The 22,764-nt window shown below is 63.8% G+C and carries 16 protein-coding genes; 4 read left to right on the top strand and 12 right to left on the bottom strand.

Features of this window, described 5'->3' with window-relative positions; all coding sequences use genetic code 11:
• Window positions 1–750, top strand: coding sequence for a UDP-2,3-diacylglucosamine diphosphatase (gene lpxH / locus HX803_RS03050; protein WP_178918897.1), 750 nt, complete (start codon window positions 1–3; stop codon window positions 748–750).
• Between the two features lie 114 nt (window positions 751–864).
• Here lpxH and HX803_RS03045 read toward each other — a convergent pair whose 3' ends face one another.
• The 9 genes from HX803_RS03045 to HX803_RS03005 all read right to left on the bottom strand — a co-directional run bounded on the left by HX803_RS03045 (window position 865) and on the right by HX803_RS03005 (window position 13,164).
• Complete coding sequence (locus HX803_RS03045) at window positions 865–2,394, bottom strand: DHA2 family efflux MFS transporter permease subunit (RefSeq protein WP_178918895.1); 1,530 nt, start codon at window positions 2,392–2,394, stop codon at window positions 865–867.
• Entirely contained in the window at window positions 2,394–3,587 is a 1,194-nt protein-coding gene (locus HX803_RS03040; RefSeq protein WP_178918894.1) for an efflux RND transporter periplasmic adaptor subunit, read from the bottom strand. Before HX803_RS03040 ends, HX803_RS03045 begins: the two co-directional genes overlap by 1 nt.
• A gap of 15 nt (window positions 3,588–3,602) precedes the next feature.
• Window positions 3,603–5,054, bottom strand: a complete 1,452-nt coding sequence (locus HX803_RS03035) for an efflux transporter outer membrane subunit (protein WP_178918893.1) — start codon at window positions 5,052–5,054, stop codon at window positions 3,603–3,605.
• On the bottom strand, window positions 5,051–5,524 hold the full coding sequence (locus HX803_RS03030) for a MarR family winged helix-turn-helix transcriptional regulator (protein ID WP_178918892.1): 474 nt from the start codon (window positions 5,522–5,524) through the stop codon (window positions 5,051–5,053). Before HX803_RS03030 ends, HX803_RS03035 begins: the two co-directional genes overlap by 4 nt.
• A gap of 127 nt (window positions 5,525–5,651) precedes the next feature.
• Complete coding sequence (fhuB, locus tag HX803_RS03025; protein ID WP_178918890.1) at window positions 5,652–7,646, bottom strand: Fe(3+)-hydroxamate ABC transporter permease FhuB; 1,995 nt, start codon at window positions 7,644–7,646, stop codon at window positions 5,652–5,654.
• Entirely contained in the window at window positions 7,639–8,535 is an 897-nt protein-coding gene (locus HX803_RS03020) for an ABC transporter substrate-binding protein (RefSeq protein WP_178918889.1), read from the bottom strand. Before HX803_RS03020 ends, fhuB begins: the two co-directional genes overlap by 8 nt.
• Window positions 8,532–9,299, bottom strand: coding sequence for an ATP-binding cassette domain-containing protein (locus tag HX803_RS03015; protein WP_256732801.1), 768 nt, complete (start codon window positions 9,297–9,299; stop codon window positions 8,532–8,534). The genes HX803_RS03020 and HX803_RS03015 overlap by 4 nt, the downstream gene beginning before the upstream one ends.
• A 25-nt stretch (window positions 9,300–9,324) precedes the next feature.
• Window positions 9,325–11,001, bottom strand: a complete 1,677-nt coding sequence (locus HX803_RS03010; RefSeq protein WP_178918885.1) for a cyclic peptide export ABC transporter — start codon at window positions 10,999–11,001, stop codon at window positions 9,325–9,327.
• Window positions 11,002–11,007: 6 nt separating this feature from the next.
• The gene (locus tag HX803_RS03005; protein ID WP_178918883.1) at window positions 11,008–13,164 is read right to left on the bottom strand and encodes a TonB-dependent siderophore receptor; all 2,157 of its coding nucleotides are present in this window, start codon (window positions 13,162–13,164) and stop codon (window positions 11,008–11,010) included.
• Between the two features lie 90 nt (window positions 13,165–13,254).
• Here HX803_RS03005 and HX803_RS03000 point away from each other — a divergent pair, with 90 nt between their 5' ends.
• Window positions 13,255–14,121, top strand: a complete 867-nt coding sequence (locus tag HX803_RS03000; protein ID WP_178918881.1) for a helix-turn-helix domain-containing protein — start codon at window positions 13,255–13,257, stop codon at window positions 14,119–14,121.
• Here HX803_RS03000 and HX803_RS02995 read toward each other — a convergent pair.
• The 3 genes from HX803_RS02995 to HX803_RS02985 all read right to left on the bottom strand — a co-directional run bounded on the left by HX803_RS02995 (window position 14,089) and on the right by HX803_RS02985 (window position 20,202).
• The gene (locus HX803_RS02995) at window positions 14,089–17,760 is read right to left on the bottom strand and encodes a translocation/assembly module TamB domain-containing protein (RefSeq protein ID WP_178918879.1); all 3,672 of its coding nucleotides are present in this window, start codon (window positions 17,758–17,760) and stop codon (window positions 14,089–14,091) included. The two genes, HX803_RS03000 and HX803_RS02995, sit on opposite strands and share 33 nt — an antisense overlap.
• Window positions 17,760–19,487 carry an autotransporter assembly complex family protein gene (locus HX803_RS02990; RefSeq protein ID WP_178918877.1) on the bottom strand — a complete coding sequence of 576 codons (1,728 nt, stop codon included), beginning with the start codon at window positions 19,485–19,487 and terminating at the stop codon, window positions 17,760–17,762. The genes HX803_RS02995 and HX803_RS02990 overlap by 1 nt, the downstream gene beginning before the upstream one ends.
• A gap of 64 nt (window positions 19,488–19,551) precedes the next feature.
• The gene (locus HX803_RS02985) at window positions 19,552–20,202 is read right to left on the bottom strand and encodes an N-acetyltransferase (RefSeq protein ID WP_178918875.1); all 651 of its coding nucleotides are present in this window, start codon (window positions 20,200–20,202) and stop codon (window positions 19,552–19,554) included.
• A 169-nt stretch (window positions 20,203–20,371) separates the two neighbouring features.
• Between HX803_RS02985 and xthA the strand changes: the two genes are divergently transcribed.
• Entirely contained in the window at window positions 20,372–21,184 is an 813-nt protein-coding gene (xthA, locus tag HX803_RS02980; RefSeq protein WP_178918872.1) for an exodeoxyribonuclease III, read from the top strand.
• 198 nt (window positions 21,185–21,382) lie between these two features.
• Window positions 21,383–22,714, top strand: a complete 1,332-nt coding sequence (locus HX803_RS02975) for a substrate-binding domain-containing protein (RefSeq protein WP_178918870.1) — start codon at window positions 21,383–21,385, stop codon at window positions 22,712–22,714.
• Window positions 22,715–22,764 lie beyond the last annotated feature (50 nt).

Below are 22,764 nucleotides of genomic sequence, written 5' to 3'. Positions count from 1 at the left end.
GTGATCCTGCTTATTTCAGATTTGCATCTGGAAGAGGAGCGCCCGGACATTACCCGGGCGTTTCTGGATCTGCTCCACGGCCGCGCCCGTGGCGCCCAGGCGTTGTACATTCTGGGGGACTTCTTTGAAGCCTGGATTGGCGACGACGGCATGACCCCCTTCCAGCGTTCGATTGGCGAGGCTCTGCGTGAGCTGAGCGACAGCGGCACCCCGATTTTCATCATGCACGGCAATCGCGATTTCCTGATCGGCAAGGCGTTCTGCAAAGCCGCAGGTGCCACCTTGCTCAAGGACCCGAGTGTCGTGCAGCTCCATGGCGAGCCTGTGCTGTTGATGCACGGCGACAGCCTCTGCACCCGCGACGTCGGCTACATGAAGCTGCGGCGTATCCTGCGCAACCCCATCGTGCTGTTCATCCTGCGCCACCTGCCGCTAAGCACCCGCCACAAGCTGGCGCGCAAGCTGCGCAGTGAAAGCCGTGCGCAGACGCGCATGAAGGCCAACGACATCGTCGATGTGACCCCCGAGGAAGTGCCACGGGTGATGCAGCAGTTTGGCGTGCGCACCCTGGTCCACGGCCACACCCACCGCCCCGCCATTCATAAGCTGCAGATTGGCGACCAGGCGGCCAAGCGCATCGTGCTGGGGGATTGGGACAAGCAAGGGTGGGCGTTGCAGGTGGATGAGCAAGGGTTTCAGTTGGCGGCGTTTGATTTTGTGAACCCGCAGTTGGCGTTGCCTGGGGCCTGATCACAAACCCCACTGGTCCCATGTGAACAGAGATCCAAATGTGGGAGCGGCGGTGCGAGCAAGTCGAATCGTCGCACCGCCGCTCCCACATTTTTGACCGCGTACATCCAGAAATCAGTGGCCGGAAGCTTCCGGCCCCGCCTTCGCACCAAACGGCGGCTTGGCCAGCCACACCAGTAACATCAAGGCCATGAACATCCACCCCAGCAACGTGAAGTAGTCCACGGTGGACATCATGTACGCCTGGCTGGTGAGGATCTGGTCCAGCTGCGCATAGGCCTTGTGCCCTGCCCCACCCAGCGCCTGCAACGCATCGCGAGTCGCCGAGTCGTAGGTGGTCATGTTCTCGCTCATGTAGGCATGGTGCTGGTCCGCCCGGCGAATCCAGATCCAGGTGGTCAGCGACGCCGCGAAGCTGCCGCCCAGGGTCCGCAGGAACGTCGCCAGGCCGGCGCCGTCGGCGATCTGGTGCGGCGGCAGGTCGGACATCAGGATGCTCAGGGTCGGCATGAAGAACAGCGCCACGCCAATGCCCATGAACAGCTGCACCAGGGCGATGTGCTGGAAGTCCACCTCATTGGTAAAGCCCGCCCGCATAAAGCAGCTCAAGCCAATCGCCAGGAACGCCAGGCCCGCCAGCAGGCGCAGGTCGAACTTGTGTGCGTACTTGCCCACGAACGGCGACATCAGCACCGGCAGGATGCCGATCGGCGCCACCGCCAGGCCCGCCCATGTGGCGGTGTAGCCCATCTGGGTCTGCAGCCATTGCGGCAGGATCAGGTTGATGCCGAAAAAGCCCGCGTAACCCAGGATCAACACGATGGTGCCGATGCGGAAGTTGCGGTAGGCGAACAGCCGCAGGTTGACCACCGGGTGCTTGTCGGTCAGTTCCCAGATGACGAACACCGCCAGGGCGATCACCGAAATGGCCGCGCCGATGATGATGAAGTTGGACTCGAACCAGTCCAGGTCATTGCCCTTGTCGAGGATGATCTGCAAAGCCCCCACCCCGACGATCAAGCTCAGCAGGCCGACGTAGTCCATCGGCTGGTAGCTGGTTTCCACTGGACGTTTCTTCAACTGCGAACGCACCACCATCACCGCAAAGACGCCGATGGGCACGTTGATGAAGAAGATCCACGGCCAGCTGTAGCTGTCGGTGATCCAGCCGCCGAGGATCGGCCCGGCAATCGGCGCCACCACCGTGACCATCGCCAGCAGTGCCAGGGCCATGCCGCGCCTGGCCGGCGGGTAGACCGCAATCAGCAGCGTCTGGGTCATGGGGTACAACGGCCCGGCCACCAGGCCTTGAATGACGCGAAAGGCGATCAGCTCGGGCATGGAGGTGGAAATGCCGCACAGGAACGAGGCCAGCACGAACAGCATGGTCGCCCACAAAAACAGCTTCACCTCGCCAAAGCGGCGGCTCAGCCATCCGGTGAGCGGCAAGGCAATGGCGTTGCTCACCGCAAACGAGGTGATCACCCAGGTGCCCTGCTCCGAACTCACGCCCAGGTTGCCGGAAATGGTCGGCAACGCCACGTTGGCGATGGTGGTGTCGAGCACCTGCATAAAGGTCGCCAGCGACAGGCCAATAGTGGCCATCAACAGGCTGGGTGGCGTGAAGGAGGCGTTATTGCTCATCAGCGTTGCACAGCCTTGGGTGCGGCGAGGCTGTTGTCATGGATCAGCTGGGTGATCATGGCGTCGGCTTCGGCCAGTTGGCGGTCGTACACGTTGGTGGTGAACGAGGCTTTTTGCGGCGCTTGTTGCGCCAGTACCGGGCCGCTCTGGTCGTGCAGGTCAACATTGACCACTGTCGACAAGCCTACCCGCAGCGGGTGCTTGGCCAGTTCGTCGGCGTTGACGTGGATGCGCACCGGCACCCGTTGCACGATCTTGATCCAGTTACCGGTAGCGTTCTGCGCAGGCAGCAGGGCAAACGCGCTGCCGGTGCCGGCGCCGAGGCTGTCGACGGTGCCGCTGAACTTCACGTCGCTGCCGTAGATGTCCGACTCGATGTCCACCGGCTGGCCGATGCGCATGTTGCGCAGCTGGGTTTCCTTGAAGTTGGCGTCGATCCACAGCTGGTCCAGCGGGATCACGGCCATCAAGGCAGTGCCTGGCTGTACGCGTTGGCCCAGTTGCACGGTGCGCTTGGCCACATAGCCGGTGACCGGCGCGATCAGGGTGCTGCGCGCATTAGTCAGGTAGGCCTGGCGCAACTGGGCAGCAGCAGCCTGCACATCCGGGTGCGACGAAATCACGGTGTCATCCACCAGCGCGCTGCTGGTCTTGAACTGTTGCTGCACGTTGGCCAAGGCGTTTTGCGCCGAGGTCAGGTCGTCGCGGGCGTGGGACAGTTCTTCCTGGGAAATCGCGCCGCCGGCAGCGAGGTTCTTACGACGGTTGTAGTTGTCCTGGGCCTTTTGCACGTTGGCTTGTTGCGCCAGCACCTGGGCCTTCATGCCGTCGACATTGCTGTACAAGCCGCGCACCTGGCGCACGGTGCGGGCCAGGTTGGCCTGGGCACTTTGCAGGGCGACGGCGGCGTCGTTGGGGTCGAAGTTGATCAGCACTTGGCCTTCGTGGACCAGGTCGCCATCGTCGGCGCCGATGCTGACCACGGTACCGGTGACCAGCGGGGTGATCTCCACCACGTTGCCGTTCACATAGGCGTCATCGGTGCTTTCATTGAAGCGGCCGTAGAGTTCATACCAACCCCACACGCCAACGATGCCGAGGATGACGATCAGCGCCAGGCCGATCAGCATCACCTTGCGCTTGCGTGGGTTGGTGTCTTTTTCTGTTGCGGCGTTGCTGTCGGCAGTGGCCATGACTAATACCTCACATTATTCCGTACGCGTTGCTGGGGTGGCCGCTGCCACGTTTGCGGCGTTGTATCCGCCACCCAGGGCCTGCATCAATTGAATCGACAGATCGATCTGCGCAGCATTCAGGGTCGCCAGCTGACGCTGGGCCTGCAGCAATTGCTGCTCGATGCTGAGCACATCCAGGTAGTTACCGATGCCGGAGCTGTAGCGCTGCACACCGGTGTCGTAGGACTGCTGGGCGATGTCCGCGGCGTGTTGCTGGGCCTGGATCTGCCGACCGGTTTCGCGCAATTGCACCAGGCTGTTGCCGATATCGCCCAGGGCCTGCACCAGGGTCTTGTTGTACTGCGCCACCGCCAGGTCGTAGTCGGCGTCGCGGGCATCAAGGTCGGCGCGCAGGCGGCCGCCGTCGAAGATTGGCAGCGAGAGGGTCGGCGCAATGCTGAAGAAGCGGCTGGCCGAACCGAACATCGCGTCGCCCAGCAACGACTCGGCCCCGGCGCTCGCACTCAGGTTGAGGTTGGGGTAGAAGCGGGTCTTGCTCGCGGCCACGTTCTTGCTCGCGGCCTCTACGCGCCAACGGGCGGCGATCAGGTCAGGGCGACGGCCCAGCAGCTCGGCCGGCAACACCGAGGGCACGGCCACGGCGCTGGGCTTGAGCACGTTGGGCCGGGCCAGTTCGCCGCCCCGGTCCGGGCCTTTGCCGAGCAACACTGCCAGGGCGATCTTGGCGCTCTGCAGTTGTTTTTCCGCATCGATCAGTTGCGACTCGGAGCTGGCTTCCAGGCTCTCGGTCTGCTGGTACTGGTACTGGCTGTCGATGCCTGAATTCAGGCGGCGCTTGCCCAGGTCGAGCATCTGGCGGGTGCGCTTGAGGTCGTCGTTCGCCAGGTCACGCACGATGTGCGCCTGGCCCAGGTCGCTGTAGGCCTTGGCCACGTTGGCAGCCAGGGTCAGGCGTGCGGCCTGTTGGTCGACTTCGGCGGCGCGGGCCTGGCCCAATGCGGCTTCCCAGGCGGCACGCTGGCCACCCCACAGGTCGAAGTTGTAATTGAAGCTGGCGCCGATATTACGCACGGTGGCGTAGGCATCGCCTTCACCGCGCGGGTCCTGGTCCTTGGCCAGGCGCGAACGGCTGACGCCGGCGCTGGCGTCCAGAGTCGGCATGCGTGCGGCATCGGCAGCAAAGGCGGCGGCTTCGGCCTGGTGGGCACGGGCGCTGGCCACTTGCATGTCGGGGCTGTTTTGCAGGGCTTCTTGGATCAGGCCGTCGAGCTGAGGGTCGCCCAGGCTCTTCCACCAGTCGGCGGTGGGCCAGGCGGCTGGCGACAGGGTCACGCCGCTCAGGGATTTACCGGTTTGCAGGGTGTTGGCGTCGAGGCGTTGGCCCTGGGTGTCGAGGCCGCTGAAGTTGGCACAACCGGCCATGCTCATCGCCACCAGCACCAGGCTCAGTGCGCGCGTTTTCATTGGTTACCTACCCGCTGGATGACGATGGCGTCACCGGCAGCTACTAGAATTTTCGTGAGGATCCTTTCCAGGCTCTGCAACTCGCCGGGCTCCAGGGCGCCGGCCAGTTCGTTCATCGACTGCGCGCCAATGTGCGGCAGCATGTCTGCCAAGCGCTGGCCGTCTTCGGTCAGCACCAGCCGGACCTGGCGCCGGTCCTGGTCGGAACGCTGGCGGGCCAGCAAGCCCTTTTGTTCCAGGCGGTCGAGCATGCGGGTCATGGAACCGCTGTCCAGGGACAGGTTGCGGCACAGTTCGGCCGGGGTATCGACGTCGAACTGGGCAATGATGATCAACACTTTGAACTGCGCGGCCGTGACGCCGTGGGGTTCCATGTGGGTGTCGATAATGCGGTCCTTGAGCAGCGCCGCCCGACCCAGTAGCAGGCCGAGGTGGCAGTTGCGGAAGCTGTCAGGGGTGAAGTGGGGCATCGGAAGTCACCTTATTACTGCCTAGGCAGTGAATGTATGACAAGATGTTACTGCTTAGGCAGCGAATGTCAAATGGAATAATTAGCTTGCTTGCTAATTGACCGATAAGCGGTGGCTCACGGCGCAATCAGCGTGCGCCGCGACGCACCATCAACAGCACCAGCCACGGCCCGCCCAACAGGGTGGCGACCAGCCCTGCGGGCATTTGCTCGGGGAACACCAACTGCCGGCCCAGCCATTCGGCCAGCACCATCAGCGTGGCGCCAAACAACGCCGACAGCCACAGTTGCTGCATCGGGCGACGGGCGCCGGCCAGGCGGGCGATAGGGGGGGCCAGCAGACCGACGAACGACAACGGGCCCACCAGCAGGGTCGCCGTGGTGGTCAAGACGCCAGCGAACAACAGGATCAACAAGCGTGCTCGGCTGACCGGCACGCCGACACTGGCCGCCGTGCCCTCCCCCAGCGAAAACGCCAGCAGCCAGCGGCTGAACAGCGGCACCAGGCACAGCCCGAAGGCAAACACCGCCGCACTGGCCCAGGCCATCGACGCCGGCAAGTAATACAGCGAGCCCATCATCATCTGCAGCATCAACCCGGCGCGCGGGTCACCACTGGCCAGGCTGGCGCTGACCATCGCCTGGGCCCAGGCACTCACCGACACCCCCACCAGCAACAGGCGCTGCGCGGTGAACGCTCCCCGGCCAAACCAGAGCAGCGCGCCCAGCGCCGTCAACGCGCCGGCCAGGCAGGCAACGAACAGCACCGCAGCCGAAGGCTGTGCCACCAGCAACACCACCGCAATCACCCCCAGCGCACCGCCGGAACTCACCCCCAGCAGGTCCGGGCTGGCCATGGGGTTGGCCGTGAGCCGTTGCAGCAAGGTCCCGGCCAATGCCAGTAAACCTCCCGCCGCCGCGGCAGCGACGGTGTGAGGCACCTGCCAGAACAGCAGCGCGCTGAGTTGTGACAGGCTGGCGACCTGCCAGCCGTGCAGGCTGCGCGACACTGCCAACGACAGGAATAGGCTGAGCAGCAGCAACCCCAGCGTGCGCCCGAGAGCAAATCGCGCCTCGCCGTGCGTGCTCAAGCGCCAGCCACTCGACAGCCCCTGGCGCAAACGCGGCAGCAGGAACACCAGCAACGGCACGCCCAACAACGACGTGACCGTGCCCGTAGGAATCAAGTGGGCCGCAAACGGGCTGGCACTCGACACCTGCAACACAATCTGGTCAGTGGCCCACAACAGGCCCGCGCCAATGCACGCCGCCCACACCAGGCGCTGGTACAGCGTGCGCGCGCCCAACAGCCGGGCCAGCGCTGGCGCCGCCAACCCGACAAAGCCGATCACCCCTACCTGGGCCACCACCAGGGCCGTCAGCACCACGGCCAGCAACACCGCCAGCAGGCGTGTCGTGCCGACCTTCGCGCCCAGGCTGCGGGCCGTGCTTTCGCCGCTGTCGAGCAGGGCCAAGGGGCGCCGGCTGAACCACACGACGACGCTACACCCCAACATGCCCAGGGCGAGGTGGGCACTGGGCGTCCAGCCGGACTGCTCCAGCGCACCACCGCCCCAGATCTGCAAACCGCGCAGTAAATCGAAGTTGCCCAGGGCAATCGCCAGGCTGATCGCCCCGCAATAGAGGTTGACCACCATGCCCGACAGAATCACCGCCACAGGCGATAACCGCTGCGGCCACGCCAGCAGCAACACCACCAGCACGGCCGCGGCGCCACCGGCCAAGGCGACGGCCTCGCGACTCAGGGCCACCTCGCCCGGCCAATACAACGCAGACAGCGACAGCGCCAGGTAGGCCCCCGGGAAAATCCCCAGCGTCATGGGCTCTGCCAACGGGTTGCGGAGCACCTGTTGCACCAGCGCGCCCGCCAGCCCCAGCGCGGCCCCGCACAACAGCGCCATCGCCACCCGTGGCAGCAGTGAGGCATGCAGCAGCACCTGGGGCAGCACGTCAGGGTCCGGGGCAAACCAGGCCTGCCACCCGCCACTGCTGCCCAGCAGGTCCTGCACCTGGATCAAGGCCAACGCGCTCGCCACCGAAAGCAAGACCAACAGCAACCCCAGGCATCCACGCGGGATCGCCTGGCGTAAGGCGTTAACCATGGTCGGCCTCCGGGTTCTCGATCTGTGCCAAGGCCACGTGCAACGCACGGGCAAAGCGTTGCAACGACACCAGCCCACCGTAGGGCGCGATCACCGGCAGTTCCGCTACACGGTGCTGGCGCACACAGGGCAACGCCTGCCAGACCGGGCTGGCCTGCAAGGCCGCACGCACATCAGCGGTCACCGGCCCCACCAGCAACAGGTTGGCCAGCGGTGCCGACGCCAGGCGTTGCAACGGCACCAGGGCATTGCCCGCGCGGTTGCTCGACCAACCGGCAGCCTGCGCACCATTGCTCACGCCGAGCGACTGCATCACCGCATCGAACAGGCTGCCCTGGCCGTACACCCGCAGAAAATGCCCATCGACGGCGTCGGCCACGATCGTCGGCAGCGCCGTCAGCCGTGGCGCGAGGGGCACCTCGAAACGGCGCCGGGCCTCGTCGATCAACGCTTCGGCGCGGGCCGACTCACCCAACGCACGGGCCAGGGTGCGGGTGTCGCCGAGCAATGCCGGGTAGGGTTGCGGGCTGTCCATATAGCCGCCCAGGGTCAGCGTGGGGCACAGGCGCTCCAGGGCCGGTTTCAAGTTGGAATGCCCCGGCGTGAGGATCAACAGGTCTGGCTTCAGGTCGCGCAGCACATCGAAGTTGGGCTGGTACAGCAGGCCGACATTGACCACCCCTTGGGCCAGCGGCGGTTCAACAATCGTGCGCCGGTACCAGTCGGGCAGCGCCATGGCAATCGGTGTGTGGCCCAGGGCCAGCAGGGTTTCGGTCAGCTCCCAGCTGAGCGAGACGATTCGCCTCGGCCCATCGGCCGCCGACGCACAGGCCAGCCACACGGCAGGTCCGGCGCACACCAAGGCTTGCAGCAGTTGACGACGGTTCATCGTGGGAAACTGACCAGGCGGCCACTCACGGGGTCGCGCAACACCCCCATCGGCGTGCCATAGATCCGTTGCAAATGATCATCCTGCAACACTTCGGCGGCCGGCACCTGCATCAGCAACCGACCCTCGCCCAGGGCAATGACTTCATCGCAGAAGCGCGCCGCCATGTTGATGTCGTGCAGCATGATCACCGCGCCCATGCCACGCTGGGTGCACAGGTTGCGCACCTGTTGCAGGACGGCGACCTGGTGGCCGATGTCCAGCGCCGAGGTGGGTTCGTCGAGCAGCATGCAGCGGCAGTTCTGCGCCACCAGCATGGCGATCCAGACACGCTGGCGCTCGCCACCCGACAGACTGTCCACGGCACGCTCGGCGTACTGCGCGACCTCCGTGGCGCACATCGCCTCCTCCACCCACTGGCGATCCTGGGCACTGAAGCGACCGAGCGCGCCGTGCCAGGGGTGACGTCCCAGCGCCACCAGCTCACGCACCCGCATGCCGTCGACCTCTGGCGGTTGTTGCGCCAGGTAGGCGATCTGCCGTGCAAAGGCCCGTGAAGACCACTGCGGCAATGGCTGGCCAGCCAGCGTCAGCCTACCCGCCGAGGGGATCGACTGGCGCGCCAGCAGCTTGAGCAAGGTCGACTTGCCCGAGCCGTTGTGCCCGACCAGGCCGTATACTCGCCCGCTGTGCAACTGCAAATCGAGGGGGTGCAGCAAGGTTCGCGCGCCCATGCGCACGCTGACACCCTCCAGGCGAAACAGGACCTCGGCCTGGGCCAGCGGCGGTTCAAACCGGCTCATCAATCGAATCGCTCCTGTGGCTGTGCGCAACGATCTTGCCCATGTCCAGCTTGATATGGCGGTCGGCCAAGTTGAAATAGCGGTCATCGTGGGTGATCACCAGCACCGCCTTGCCGCGCGCCTTGAGGTCGGGTAGCAGGCGTTGATAAAACACTTCCTTGAATTCCGGATCCTGGTCGGCCGCCCACTCGTCGAACACGTAGAAGGGCCGGTCTTCCAGCAAGGCCACCAACAACGCCAGGCGCTTGCGCTGGCCCTGGGACAGGTCGAGGGTGGTGAAGCCACCGTCTTCGATGCTGACCTTGTGCTCCAGTTGCAGCTCGCGCAAGAGCAGGCGCGCCTGCGATTCAAGGTGCGGCGCCAGCACGCCGAGCAGGCTGTCGAACAGGTAGAAATCACTGAACACCGTGGAGAAGCACTGGCGGTAGGCATCGCGGCCCCTGGCATCGACGGGCGAACCATCCAGCAGCAGCGTACCCGCCTCGCTTTCGTACAACCCCACCAGCAATTTGGCCAGGGTGGTCTTGCCACTGCCGTTGCCGCCGATCAGGTAGGTGATTTCGCCGGGGGTGAACACCAGGTCAACCGGACCGAGCTGGAACAGGCTGTTTTCCTTTTCACGAAAGTACTGGTGGGTCATGCCCCGCAATTCAATGCGCTCAAACCCCTGATCAGGCTCGGCCGTGCCGATCGGTTCCAGCGGCAGGTCGCTGTCGAGCCGGGCGATGCGTTCCAGCGCGACACGCGCCGAGCCGATCACCGGGATCGCTCCCAGCAGACTTTCAATGGGCAGGATGATGTAAAGGAAGGTGATCGCATAACCGGAAACCACATGCCCGTCGACGGCAAACACTCGGGCCAGCACGAACAGGGTCAGCCCGATAAACCCGAACAGCACTAGGCTGCCCCAGCTGGATGCGGCGCTGAACAGCACATAGCCGAGGGTTCGCTGGCGGCGCACCGACTCGATCGGGCGCGCGAGGGTTTCCTCGACAAAGACTTGTCGCCGTCGCCGGTGCAGCTTGAGTTCCTTGGCACCGTCGAACAAGGCACGGAACTGCTGGATCAAGTCGTCCTCTCGCTGGCGCGAGCGCCGCAGCAGGTCGAGGGCGCGGCCATTGACCAATAGGAAACCCAGCGCCCCCAGGGCCACCGCCAACAGCGCGAACACCAGCAACTGCCACGACAGCCAGCCCAGGTACGCCAGGCAGCCGAGGATCACGGTGCCTTGGGTCAGCAGCGTCGGCAGGTTGAGGAAAAACACCACCAGGGTGTCCAGGTCACCGGTCAGGATCGCCAGGGGCCGGGCCGACCCGTAGCGCTCAAGATGCGCGTAGGACGCCTGCGCCATGTGCCCGATGGCACGCAAGCGCACCTGCGCCTTGGCGCGCTGGCCCAGGTACATGAACAGCGCCTGGGAGAGCAGACGCAACAGCAGCACACCGCCCACCACCCCGGCAAATTGCAGGCCGAGGTGACTGAGCTGGTCATCCCCGGCGCCCAGGGCCTGGTTGATCAGCGCGACCATGGCGGTGGCGCCAAGGCCACCGACCAGGCTGGCCAATGTGGCCAGGAGCAACAGCCCGCGGGCGCCCTGCAGCAGTGACAGCAACAGGGCGAACGGAGTGCCGGGCAACCCGGCAGCAGGTTTGAGTGAAGGCATAAGCGGTCAGAATTTCACGTTCAGCGTCAGGGTGGCATTGCGTGGGTCACCGTACAGGCCGTAGTAGCTGGAGGGCACGCGGGCGTAGTAGGTGCGGTCGAGCAGGTTGTTGACGTTCAGCGCCAGGTCGTAGTGCGGGTTGATTTGATAGCCGATCAGGCCGTCGATCACCGCGTAGCCACCCTGGTAACTGGTGTTGTTGCGCGTGGTGCGGCTTTGCGCGCGCACCCCGCCGCCGACACGCCAGTTGTTCAGTGGCTCGGCCTGGAAGCGATAGGTGTTCCACAGTTTGAGCAGGTGCTTGGGTTCCTCGGCGTCCTGGGCCGTGCCAGCGACGGCAGCCTGGCCACGCAGTTCACTTTGCAGGTAGGTGTAGCCGGCCTGCACGTCCCAGTTCGGCAGGAGCTTGCCGGTCAGCTCGGTCTCGACACCCCGGGTGCGGGCCTGGCCCTGTGCGACCCAGTACGTCGGGTGGGCGTCGTCGGCAATCGGACGGTTCTTGTCGTCGATCTGGAACACCGCCACGGATGCCCCCAGGCGGCCGTCCAACCAGTCACCCTTGAGGCCGACCTCGGCCTGCTTGCCGGTGCGCGGCTTGAGCACGCTGCCGTTGAAGGTGCTCTGGAAGGCCTGGGACGGGGTAAAGATATCCGAATAGCTGGCGTAGGCGGACAGGCCATACCCCAGGTTCTGGACGATGCCGGCATACGGGGTGAATTTATTCTGGGTCGGGTCGTCCACGGTGGGTTGCACGCTGGGCAGCCGGGTTTGGCGCGAGCTCTCGTAGTGGTTCTGGCGCCCGCCGATGATCAGCGAAAGATCGTCGGTAGGCTTGAAGGTGACCTGGCCGTAGACACCGACCTGGGAGGTGTCCGAGGTGGTGCCGAAGGTGTAGGGAATATCCACGTTCGGCTGGTTGATGTTGAACACATCCACCACCCCGCCACTGGTGCCTCCGGACACGCTGCGCTGGTGGGTGCTGGCATAGTTGATGCCGACCATCAGCTCGTGGGTTCGCCCAAACAGCTCGAACGGGCCACTGACGTAGGAGTCGACTCCCAGCCAGCGGTAACGGTCATGCTGGCGCTGCAGCCAGTAATCGGCAGTGTTGTCGAGGTTGACCGGGCCGTCCACATAGCCGTACTTGGAGGCGACGTCGGAGGTGCGGTAGTTGATCGCCGTGCGGTTCTGCCAACCGTTGCCGAACTGATGCACCAGGTCGGCGTAAAGCTCGGTCATGTCGGTGTCGGCATGGCTCCAGTCGGTGCCGTAGAACCCCGAGCGCTTGGCATTGACGAAGCTGCCGTTGGTGTAGGTCGAGAGACCATAGTCAAAGCCGTCGAGCCTGATTTTCTGGTGGGCGGCGCCGACCGTCAGTTGGGTGTCCGGGTCGAGGTCGAAGGCCAGGGAACCGTAGAGCAGGCCCTGGTCCGAGCCGGTCTTGTCGACGAAGGCGTTTTCATCTTCGCCGGCGAACCCGAAGCGGCCCTTGACGGTGCCGCTGTCGTTCAACGGGCCGGTGACATCCCAGGCCGTGCGGTAACGGTCCCAGGAGCCGGCAGATACCGAGCCGGTCAAGGCAAATTCATCCTGCGGGCGCTTGCGCACCAGGTTGACCGTGCCGCCCGGGTTGCCGAACCCTTGCAGCAAGCCGGCGGGGCCGCGCAGCACTTCGACGCGGTCGTACAGCGCCAGGTCGAATTGCGGCAGGTATTGCAGGCCATTGTTGGCCGGCAGTCCGTCAAACTGCACCTCGGCCGGGTAACCCCGCGACTGGAAATAACTGGTGCCGTCGCCGTAAGTCACGGCGGTGATCCCCGGGGTATTGCGCAGGGCCTCGTCCACGGACGTCATGTGCTGGTCGTCCATGCGCTGGCGGGTGATGGTGGTCACCGAGGCCGGGATGTCCTTGGGCTGCGCGGCCACTTTGCCGACGGTTACCAGTGCCGGCTTGTAGCTGTCGCTGCCTTCGGTGCTCGCTGTGTCCTGGACCGGATCGGCCACGATCTGGGTCTGGGGCAGGATCATCGGCGCCGATTGTGCATGCACCGTCGCTACCCCCAGAGCCAGAGGTGCGAGCAGAACATGCTTGAGGATCAATCGGTTGAAGCGGAACTGGCACAGCGGCGCGTAGGACAAGCGTTCAACGAGGCTTCTGCTCATGGCGTTCAAGGGACCTGACAGGTTGTAAATGCGATTAATTTGCATTAATTTTGCCAGTCCATTTACTTGGCTTCAGGACAACAAATATCGATGAAAGGACAGAATTGGCGCTTTTCTGCCGGCCACGATCATCTCCCCCAAAAAGCGGCCAACAGCTACAAGGAATTTGCTGACGACGACCCCGCGCTGGTGGTGCGCGCGTTCGAGTACGCGTCGGGTGCCCGGCAGCAGCCCCACTCCCACCAGCGGATCCAGTTGATGTATTCACCCCAGGGGTTGATGCGCGTGTCCACCGAGACCGGCGCCTGGACACTGGCACCGATGCGCGCCTTGTGGATTCCGCCGGGCATCACCCATGAAGTGCGCATGGTCGGTGAAATTTCCATGCGCTCAGTGTACCTCGACCCCAGCGCCGTGCCCTGGCACTGGGAAGATTGCTGCGTGCTGACAGTCACACCGTTGATGCGCGAATTGATCCTGATGCTGTTCGATGGCGCCATGGCCGACGAACAGCCACGGGCGTTGGCCTCCGCCCTGCTCGTGCAGCTGCTGGCGCGCGCCAAGCCCCAGGCGCACAACCTGCCGATGCCCATGGACCGTCGCTTGCGCCGGGTGTGCGATGCCATATTGCAGAGCCCGGACAACAACGACACCCTGGAAGCCTGGGGTGAACGCATCGGTGCCAGTGCCCGCACGCTGGCGCGGCGCATGAAAGAGGAAACCGGCGTGACCTTCCACCAGTGGCGTTTGCAGGTGCGGGTCGATGAGGCGATCTGCCGGCTGGCACAAGGTGTGTCGATCAATGAAATCGCGCTGGACCTGGGTTATCGCAGTGCCAGCGCGTTCATCTATATGTTCCGCAGCTTGCTGGGCAGCACACCGGCGCAGTACCTGGACAAGCTGCTGGCTGGTGACGCGGCGGCGTCAGAAATCGCGCTTGTAGAAAATATCCAGTGAACTGGCCACGCCACTGGCCACTTCCAGGTACACCTTCTTGCTCAACAGGTAGCGCAGCGCGATGGTGTTGGCCGGCTCGAACACCCCCACCCCGTAACGCAGGCTGAGCTTCTCGGTGATCTTGCCGCTGGCGACCACCGCCGTGGTGGTGCCGCTGCCCTGGGTATCGAGTTCGAAGTCCTGGATGCCCAGGTTCTTGGCGATATCCGAGGTGACCCCGGCGCTGCCCATCAGGCCCAGGCCCAACGCGGCTTGGGCGAGCATGTTGTTGTCCTCACCGGTGGTACTCAACGGACGCCCCAGCACCAGGTAGGACAGTGCCTGTTCCTGGCTCATGGCCGGTTCCGAGAAGATCTGCGTGGTGGGCTGTTCGGCGCTGCCACTGAGGCGGATACCGGCAATCACGTCGTCGGTCTTGCGGATCGCTTCGATGTCCAGGTACGGCTGGTCCAGCGGCCCGGCAAACAGCAGGCGTGCACGCCGCACGTCGAGCTTCTGGCCGTAGGCGCGGTAGCGACCGTCGTTGAGCCACAGCTCGCCACGGGTGTCCATGTTGTCGCCGATATGCACGTGACCCTGCACCTTGGCGGTGAGGCCGAAGCCTGAAAAGTTGAGCTGGTCTTCGCCCACTGCGACGTCGATATCCATCGCCATGGCCATCGGTGGTTTGCCTTCCTCGGTCTGGCTGCCGACAATCACCGTGTCATCCGACACCTTGACCGTCGACGGTGGCAACTCGCGCACGGTGATGTCACCGCGCGGAATCTGCACCTTGCCGGCGATGGCCAGCTTGTCGTCCTTGAGGCTGATCTTCAGGTCCGGCGCGACTTCCAATACGGCGTAAGGCTCTACCGTCACCGGCAGTTGCGAGCCTTTTAGCGCCAGGTCGACCACCAGGGCCTGGCCCCAGCCAATATGACCATTGAGGTTGCCCTGCCCGGCCTTGCCACTGCGCCAGCCGCCATTGAGTTGCACGCTTTCGCCGGCGATCAGCGCCTGCACGTTCAAGCCTTCGAGGCTGACCGGCAGTTCCGGCCCGGAGATCTCGCCGCCGATCAGGTTCACGTTGCCGTTGACCTGCGGTGCCAGCAGGCCTCCGGATATGCGCCCGCTGCCGTTGAGCTTGCCGTTGAGCTTTTCCACCATTGGCACAAACGGCCGCGCCACGGCCAGGTCCAGGCCGGTCAGGTTGAAGGTGCCGGTGATCGGCTTGTTCTTCGGCAACGGGTTGATCTGCGCCTGCAACAGCAGCTCGCCGAGCTTGCCACCCTGGAAATTCAACTGGGTGTCGATGCGCTTGGGGTTCAGGGTGGTTTCCAGCTTCAGCGTGTCATACGGGAAATCCAGCCACTGGTCCTTGTCTTTGACTCGCAAGGTGCCACCGCTGGCGTCCACCGACACCACACCTTTGGGGCCGCTGTTGGGCAAGTCGAGCTGCACGTCGGCGTTGAGCTTGCCCTGCCAGGCGAAGTCCTTGGGCAAGAACGCCGCGAGGCTGTCGATGGGGAACTGCTTGAGGTGATAACGCAGCTTGGGCTCCGGCATCAGGCGCTGGTCTTCACCGCACAGGCTGGCCGGGCCGGACACCCAGCAATGCGCGGCGAAGGTCAGCTTACCGTCGGCCAGGCGTTCGACCTTCGCCGGCGCTTGCAGCTTCCAGTCCTGGCCACCGGCTTGCACATCGCCACTAGCCAGGCGCCCGCGCCAGTTGCCCTTGTCGAGGTTGCCGTCCAGCGCCAGGGCCAGCTTGACCAGCGGTCCAGTCAGGCCCAGTTGGACCTCTTGGCGCTTGATGTCGCCTTGGGCGCTGGCGGTAAGGGTGCCGACCTGCGTGTCACCGGACTGGATACCGCTGCCCTTCAGGTCGAGCTTGGCGCGCTGAGCGTTGTCGAGGCTGGCGTCGAGCGTGAGGGTTTGCAGGCGGTTGTCGGCAAACGCCAGCTGCTGGCCCTTGAGGTCGAGCTTGCCTTGCGGGGCTTTCAGGCTGCCGGCCACGTCGAGTCGGCCGTTGATTTGCCCACGCAACTGCGGCCACAACTGGGCCAGGCGCGCCAGCTTGATATCGATCTGCCCGGCCAGGCGCTGTTGCAGGCTGCCACTGCCATTGATGCGGTTGTCACCCAGGCGGACATCCAGGTTGGCCAGGGTCCATTGCTCACCCGCGCCTTCGGCCTTGGCGGCCAGCACGGCCGTTTGCCCGCGCAGGCGACCCTTGAGGTCGAGGTCGGCGTTCAGCTTGAGTTGCTCGTTCTTGAACTCGCCTTTGCTGCGCAGCGGGCCGGCCAGGGTGCCCGGCAATTCCGCGACCCAGTACGCCGGGTTGAGGGCCGACAGGTCCAGCGCGGTGTCCCAGGCGATACCATCGGCGAACTGCACGTTGAGGTGACCTTCGGCCTTGCCTTGGCCCGCGGTGAGTTTCAGCTCGGGCAGGAAGATTTGCTTGAGGTCGCCACTGAACGGTGTGACTACATTGAATTTGCCCGCCGGGCCGTCGAGATCGGCCTTGAGGTTGCCCAGGTAGTTGCCATCCTTGTAGGAGATCTCACCATTGAAGGTGCGCAATGCAACCTGCGGTTCGTCGATCAACGGGTAGAGACGGTGCCAGGGGAAGTCCAGCCAATCGATCTTGGCATCGGCGCTGAAACCTTGTTGCCAATCCAGCTGGGCCGAGAGCTTGAGGCTTTGCTTGTCACCGGCCGTCAGGTCCAGGCCGGCGATCTGCGCGCCCTTGGCGTCGACCTTGCCTTGCAGCAGCAGATCCACCGGGCCTTTTTCGGCGGGCAGCACGGCTTTGCCGACCAGTTGGTAGCCGCTGTTCAGGTCGCCTTTGGCGGTGAGGTCCAGCCCATTGAGTTGCAGGGTGTCGGGCAGGTCCGCGCTGGCCTTGAAGCCATCGGCGGTGATGTGCACCTGGGCGGGCAGATTTTCCACCAGGGGTTGCAGCTCGCCGCTGAGCTTGGCGGGCAAGTAGCCGCTGCTGTCGGCGTCGAGCGTGAGGGTCTTGAGTAGGTCGCCCTCGACCTTGAGGGCCACTGTCCAAGGTGCGCCGCCCGGTGCATAGGGCAGGCTCAGGTTACCGCTGGCAGTGAGCGGCCAGTTGCCGGTGGGTTGCAGCAGCCCGGCCAGGTCCAGCACCAGGCCGTCACGTTGCAGGTGCACCGAGTCGATCTGCAGGCCGGCGGCCGTCCAGTGCGCCACCAGTTGCAAGCCCTTGAGTTCTTCGCTGCCGTTAAACAGCAGGCTACCGACGCGAACGTCGCCCAACTGGATCGCAACCGGCAGTTTCAATTCAGGCAGTTGAATCGGCCCACTGCTCTCCTCGGTGCCTGGCGGAAATTGCAGGCTGACCTGCTCAACGTCGAGCGTGTTGATGCACAGGGTCATGCGCAACAGGCACGCGGGCGACCAATCGAACGTCGGCGTGGTGAGTTCCACACGACTGCCGTCCTGCTGCCACACCAGGTGGTCAGCACGCCATTGGCCGCCCAGGCGGCCCTGGAAATTTTCCACGCTCAAACCCGGCACCTGGCCCAGAGCCCAGCGACTGCCTGCCTGGGTACCGAGCACGCTCCACAACGCCAACAGCACCAACGCCAGGACCGCCAACACGGCCAGCCCCGCTATTTTCAAACCACGCATCACAGCTCAGGCCCCATGGAAAAGTGCAAACGAATGCCGCCCGGATCTTCGAGGGCATGGGCCAGGTCAAGGCGAATCGGGCCGACGGGCGAAACCCAGCGTATGCCGACGCCGACGCCGGTTTTCAGGCTGGGCATCTCCAGGGTGTTGAAGGAGTTGCCCTGGTCGATGAACGTGGCGATCCGCCATTTATCGGCGATGGAATATTGATACTCGGCACTCAGGGCCATCATGTAGCGGCCGCCGATACGGTCACCGCGATCGTTCTCCGGGGACAGCGTCTGGTACTCGTAGCCGCGCACGCTCTGGTCACCACCGGCAAAGAAACGCAGCGACGGCGGCACCGACTTGTAGCCGTTGGTGGCGCTGCCGCCCACCTGTGCCCGGGCGAGGAAGCGATGGTTGTCCCACAAGGTGGTCAAGCCCTTGAGGGTGGCGGTGCCGTAAAGCAGGTTGGTGTCGGAGCCCAGCCCTTCCTTGGCCACCTTGGTGTCGAACATAAGGCGATAGCCATTGTGCGGGTCGATGCGGTTGTCACTGCGCAGGTAGGAATAGCTGACACCGGGCATCACCAGGTTGCTGAGACCCGAGTCATTGCCCAGGCGATATTCTTCGCGCTGGTACTTGAGGGAGATCACCCGGGTCCAGCCACTGGGCAACTTGCTGTGCCATTCGGGGCCGACGGTGAGCAGTTTGCTCAAGGTGTCGGTGCCCGCCAGTTCTTCGTTCTGGTAGCCACCGGCGAAACGCAATTTGTCGGTGAGCGGCGGGTCCAGGGGAACGTCGTACCACAGGCCGACGTTCTGGCGCGGCGCCGACAGCTCGGCCTCCCAGCCGTAACTGTGGCCCTGGGGGTTGACCCAGTGACGCGTCCAGTTAGCCTTGCCGCGCGGGCCCACGTCAGTCGAGAACCCCAGGCCCAGGCCCATGGTGCGCGGCTTGCGGGTTTCCAGTTGCACGGTCACCGGGATCACATCGTTGGACGCAGCAGCAGGCGCGGCGTCCACGCGCACGCCTTCGAAAAAGCCACTGCCTTGCAGGTTCTGGTTGAGTTCGGCGATCAGTTCAGAGTCGTAAGGTGTGCCGCTTTTGAACGGCACCATGCGTTGCAGCAGGTCCTCATCAAAAGGGGTGTCGCCGGTAAAGCTGACGTTGCCCATGGTGTAGCGCGGGCCGCTGTCGTAAATGAGTTCGATGTCAGCCACGCCCGCCTGGGGGTCGACGGATAACTTCTGGTTGGTGAAGCGCCCGCTGAAAAAGCCGTAGCGCGAGGCCTGGTTCTGGATCAGACGCTTGGCGTCTTCATAGTGGCCGTGGTTGAGCACGGCGCCGGATTTGAGGTCGTCGCTGGCGGGCACGCGAAACCCCTTGAGGTTCGCGGCCTGGCCATCGACCCGAATGGTCACGTTGCGCAAATGCACCGGTTCGCCGGGGTCGATGGTGAGGATCAGGCGCGGGTTCTTGCCGCCCTTCACGTCACTCTCGATCTGCGGCTGATAGAAGCCCAGGGCCTGGGCCGCCTTGCGCGCCTGCTCCTCTGCGCCACGGCTGAACCGCAGCAAGGCTTCTTCATCACGATCGCCAACCCCGCCGATGTAGCCTTCGATGTTGGCTTTCAACGCGTCGTTTGAGGGTTTGATGCGCACGTCCAACTCGCTTTGCGCAAAAACGCTGCAGCTTGTGAACAGCAGAATCAAGCCGCTGGTATATCTTCCTGGAAACTTCATAGGCACGGATGCTACACGAGCTAGGGAGTTTCTTTGAATTGGGAATTGTCTGAATAATTCTGTCCTAAGCCGTTGCAGCATGTAACGACTGGGGATTGGGATGAAAAAACACGTGCTCAAGCACCGGCCCTACAGCCACTTCTCCAATTTCCTGGTAGCCCTGGCGTTTGTAGAACTCCAGGTAGCGCGAGTTGCCGGTATCAAGCACCACGCCTGAGGAATGCGGGTCTTCGGCACACCAGTTGTGCACCGCCTCCAACAACTGCTCGCCGTAATGCTTGCCCTGGAATTGCGGGTGAATGCCCAGCAACGGCAGCACATGCACCGACTCGCCGGGCAGGCAGGCCAGCACCGCGTGATGGTAGTCGAGGTAACGCCGCGTGCCACGCACGCCGGTGCTCAGCCACATGCGAATCTGCCAGGCCCAGCTTTCGGTGATGCCCAGGCGTCGTTGCGGTGGCGCGATCAGGGCGATGCCGATCAGGCGATCATTGACGAACAGGCCAATGGCGGGCAGCTTCTGGAAAAAGTGTTGCTTGACCAACTCGCGCACCGTGGCACGCACCCGTTGTTCATAGCCGGGCCGCTCGGCTTCGAAGATATAAGCGAAGGTCGGTTCATGCCGGTAGGCCTGATACAGCAGGGAGCGCGCTTCACGGGAATAATCGCTGTTGAGCAAGCGGATTTCGGCAACGGCAGTCGAAATTTCAGGCATACGGTCAATCTCCCTGGGCGCCACTGAAAAAGATGGCGTTCTTATGGGTACGAACCTGCGCGGTACGAGTCGTTCCCAGACATTAGCAGCGCATCTGCCCTACCGCCACGCTGGCTCCCGTCCGACTTGTCGGCTAGCATCGCCCTTTTGCCAGACTGGACTGCCGACCATGAAAATCGTCTCTTTCAATATCAACGGGCTGCGTGCCCGCCCTCATCAGCTGGCGGCGCTGATCGAAAAACACCAACCGGACGTCATCGGCCTGCAGGAAACCAAGGTGCATGACGACCAGTTCCCCCTGGCCGAAGTACAGGCGCTGGGCTATCACGTGTATTACCACGGCCAGAAAGGCCACTACGGCGTGGCGTTGCTGTCGCGTCAGCCTGCATTGAGCCTGCACAAAGGCTTTGCCAGCGATGAAGAAGACGCCCAGCGTCGGTTTATCTGGGGCACGTTCGCCGATGAAAACGGCCACCCGATCACCATCATGAACGGCTACTTCCCCCAGGGTGAAAGCCGCGACCACCCCACCAAGTTCCCGGCCAAGCAGCGCTTCTACGAAGACCTGCAGCAATTGCTGGAAAGCCAGTTCAGCAATGAGCAGGCACTGGTGGTGATGGGCGACATCAACATCTCCCCCGAAGACATCGACATCGGCATCGGCGCCGACAATGCCAAGCGGTGGCTCAAGACCGGCAAGTGCAGCTTCCTGCCCGAAGAGCGCGAGTGGATGGCCCGCCTGAAAAATTGGGGCCTGGTGGACAGCTTCCGTCACCTCAACCCGGAAGTGGCCGACCGCTTCAGCTGGTTCGACTATCGCAGCCGTGGTTTCGAGGACGAGCCCAAGCGTGGGCTGCGCATTGACGTGATCCTGGCGTCCAACGGCCTGGTGTCGCGGGTCAAGGACGCGGGGGTGGACTACGAACTGCGCGGGCTGGAAAAACCGTCGGACCATGCGCCGATCTGGCTTGAGCTGAGCTGATTTCTGGCTGTCCTTGGTTTAAATGTGGGAGGGGGTTTGCTCGCGAAAACGGTGTGTCAGTTGAGGGTTTATTGACTGATCCAGTGCATTCGCGAGCAAGCCCGCTCCCACAATGTGTTCCCCAGTGCAGCCGTCATATCTTTGCAACCTGCCTGACTTATTCTCGCGGCACTCCCTTTGGCTTGAGAAGGTGCCGGCATGAGGCTGCGCGTTCTGTTCCTGCTGGTGCTGTATCCCCTGTTTGCCGTGTCTGCCCCCCTTCCCGTTCCCGATCAAGGCCCCGCGCTACGTGTGCAGGGCTCCAATACCATTGGCGCAGCGCTGGGGCCGGCCCTGGTCAAGGGGTTGATGGAGCATCAGGGCCTGCAAGGCGTACACAGCGAACCGGCCGAAGGCGCCAATGAACAACGGGTAGTCGGCAAGACCCGCGCGGGCAAGACGGTGACCATCGAGGTGGCCGCCCACGGTTCCAGCACTGGTTTCAGCGCGCTGAAAAAAGCCGCGGCGGACCTCGCGGCCTCGTCCCGCCCGATCAAGGACAGCGAACTGGTCGATCTTGAACCCCTGGGCGACCTGAAAAGCCCCGAGGCCGAGCAAGTGATCGCGATCGACGGCCTGGCGATCATTCTGAACCCGCAAAACCCCTTGAACACCCTGAACACCGAGCAACTGGCGCAAATCTTCAACGGTGAAATCAGCACCTGGGAAGCCCTCGGCGGCGTCGGCGGGGCCATTCATCTGTATGCGCGGGATGATCAGTCCGGCACCTACGACACCTTCAAGGACCTGGTCTTGCGCCTGCGTGGCAAACCCCTTGCACCGTCGGCCAAACGCTTTGAATCCAGCGAGCAGTTGTCCGACGCGGTCAGCCAGGACCCTCAGGGCATCGGTTTTATCGGCCTGCCCTACGTGCGCCAGGCCAAGGCGGTGGCCATTGTCGACGGTGATTCACAACCGATGCTGCCGCTCAACAGCCTGATCGCCACCGAAGACTACCCGCTGTCGCGCCGTTTGTTCTTTTACCTGCCACCGTCGAGCCATAACCCGTGGGCCAAGGCGCTGGTGAACTTCGCCCAGAGCAGCAAGGGCCAGGCGATCGTGGCCGCCAATGGGTTTATCGCGCAGCAGGTACAAGCCATGGGCGTGGAACCGCGCGCATCGATGCCGGTGGAATACCAGGCGATCGCCCGTGAGGCCCAGCGCCTGAGCGTGAATTTCCGTTTCGAAGAAGGCAGCGCGAGCCTGGACAACAAGGCGCGCCAGGACCTGCAGCGGGTGGTGGCCTACCTGAAAACCCACGGCAAGCTCGACAAGCAGGTCACGCTGGTGGGGTTTGGCGATGCCAAGAATGACCCGCAGCGCGCGGCGTTGCTGTCGAAATTACGTGGGATGGCCGTGCGCCGTGAGCTGGTGAAGAACGGTGTGGTGCTGCGTGATATCCAGGGGTTTGGCGCGCAGATGCCGGTGGCGGCGAATACGGCGGATGAGGGGCGGATCAAGAATCGGCGGGTGGAGGTGTGGGTTTACTGAACCCAGGGCTTATAGGTTGTTCAGACTGGCCTCTTCGCGAGCAAGCCCGC

Origin of the sequence: Pseudomonas sp. P7548, from assembly GCF_013386585.1 — a bacterium.
Taxonomy (GTDB): Bacteria; Pseudomonadota; Gammaproteobacteria; order Pseudomonadales; family Pseudomonadaceae; genus Aquipseudomonas.
This window is presented reverse-complemented; position numbering and strand designations above follow the sequence as displayed.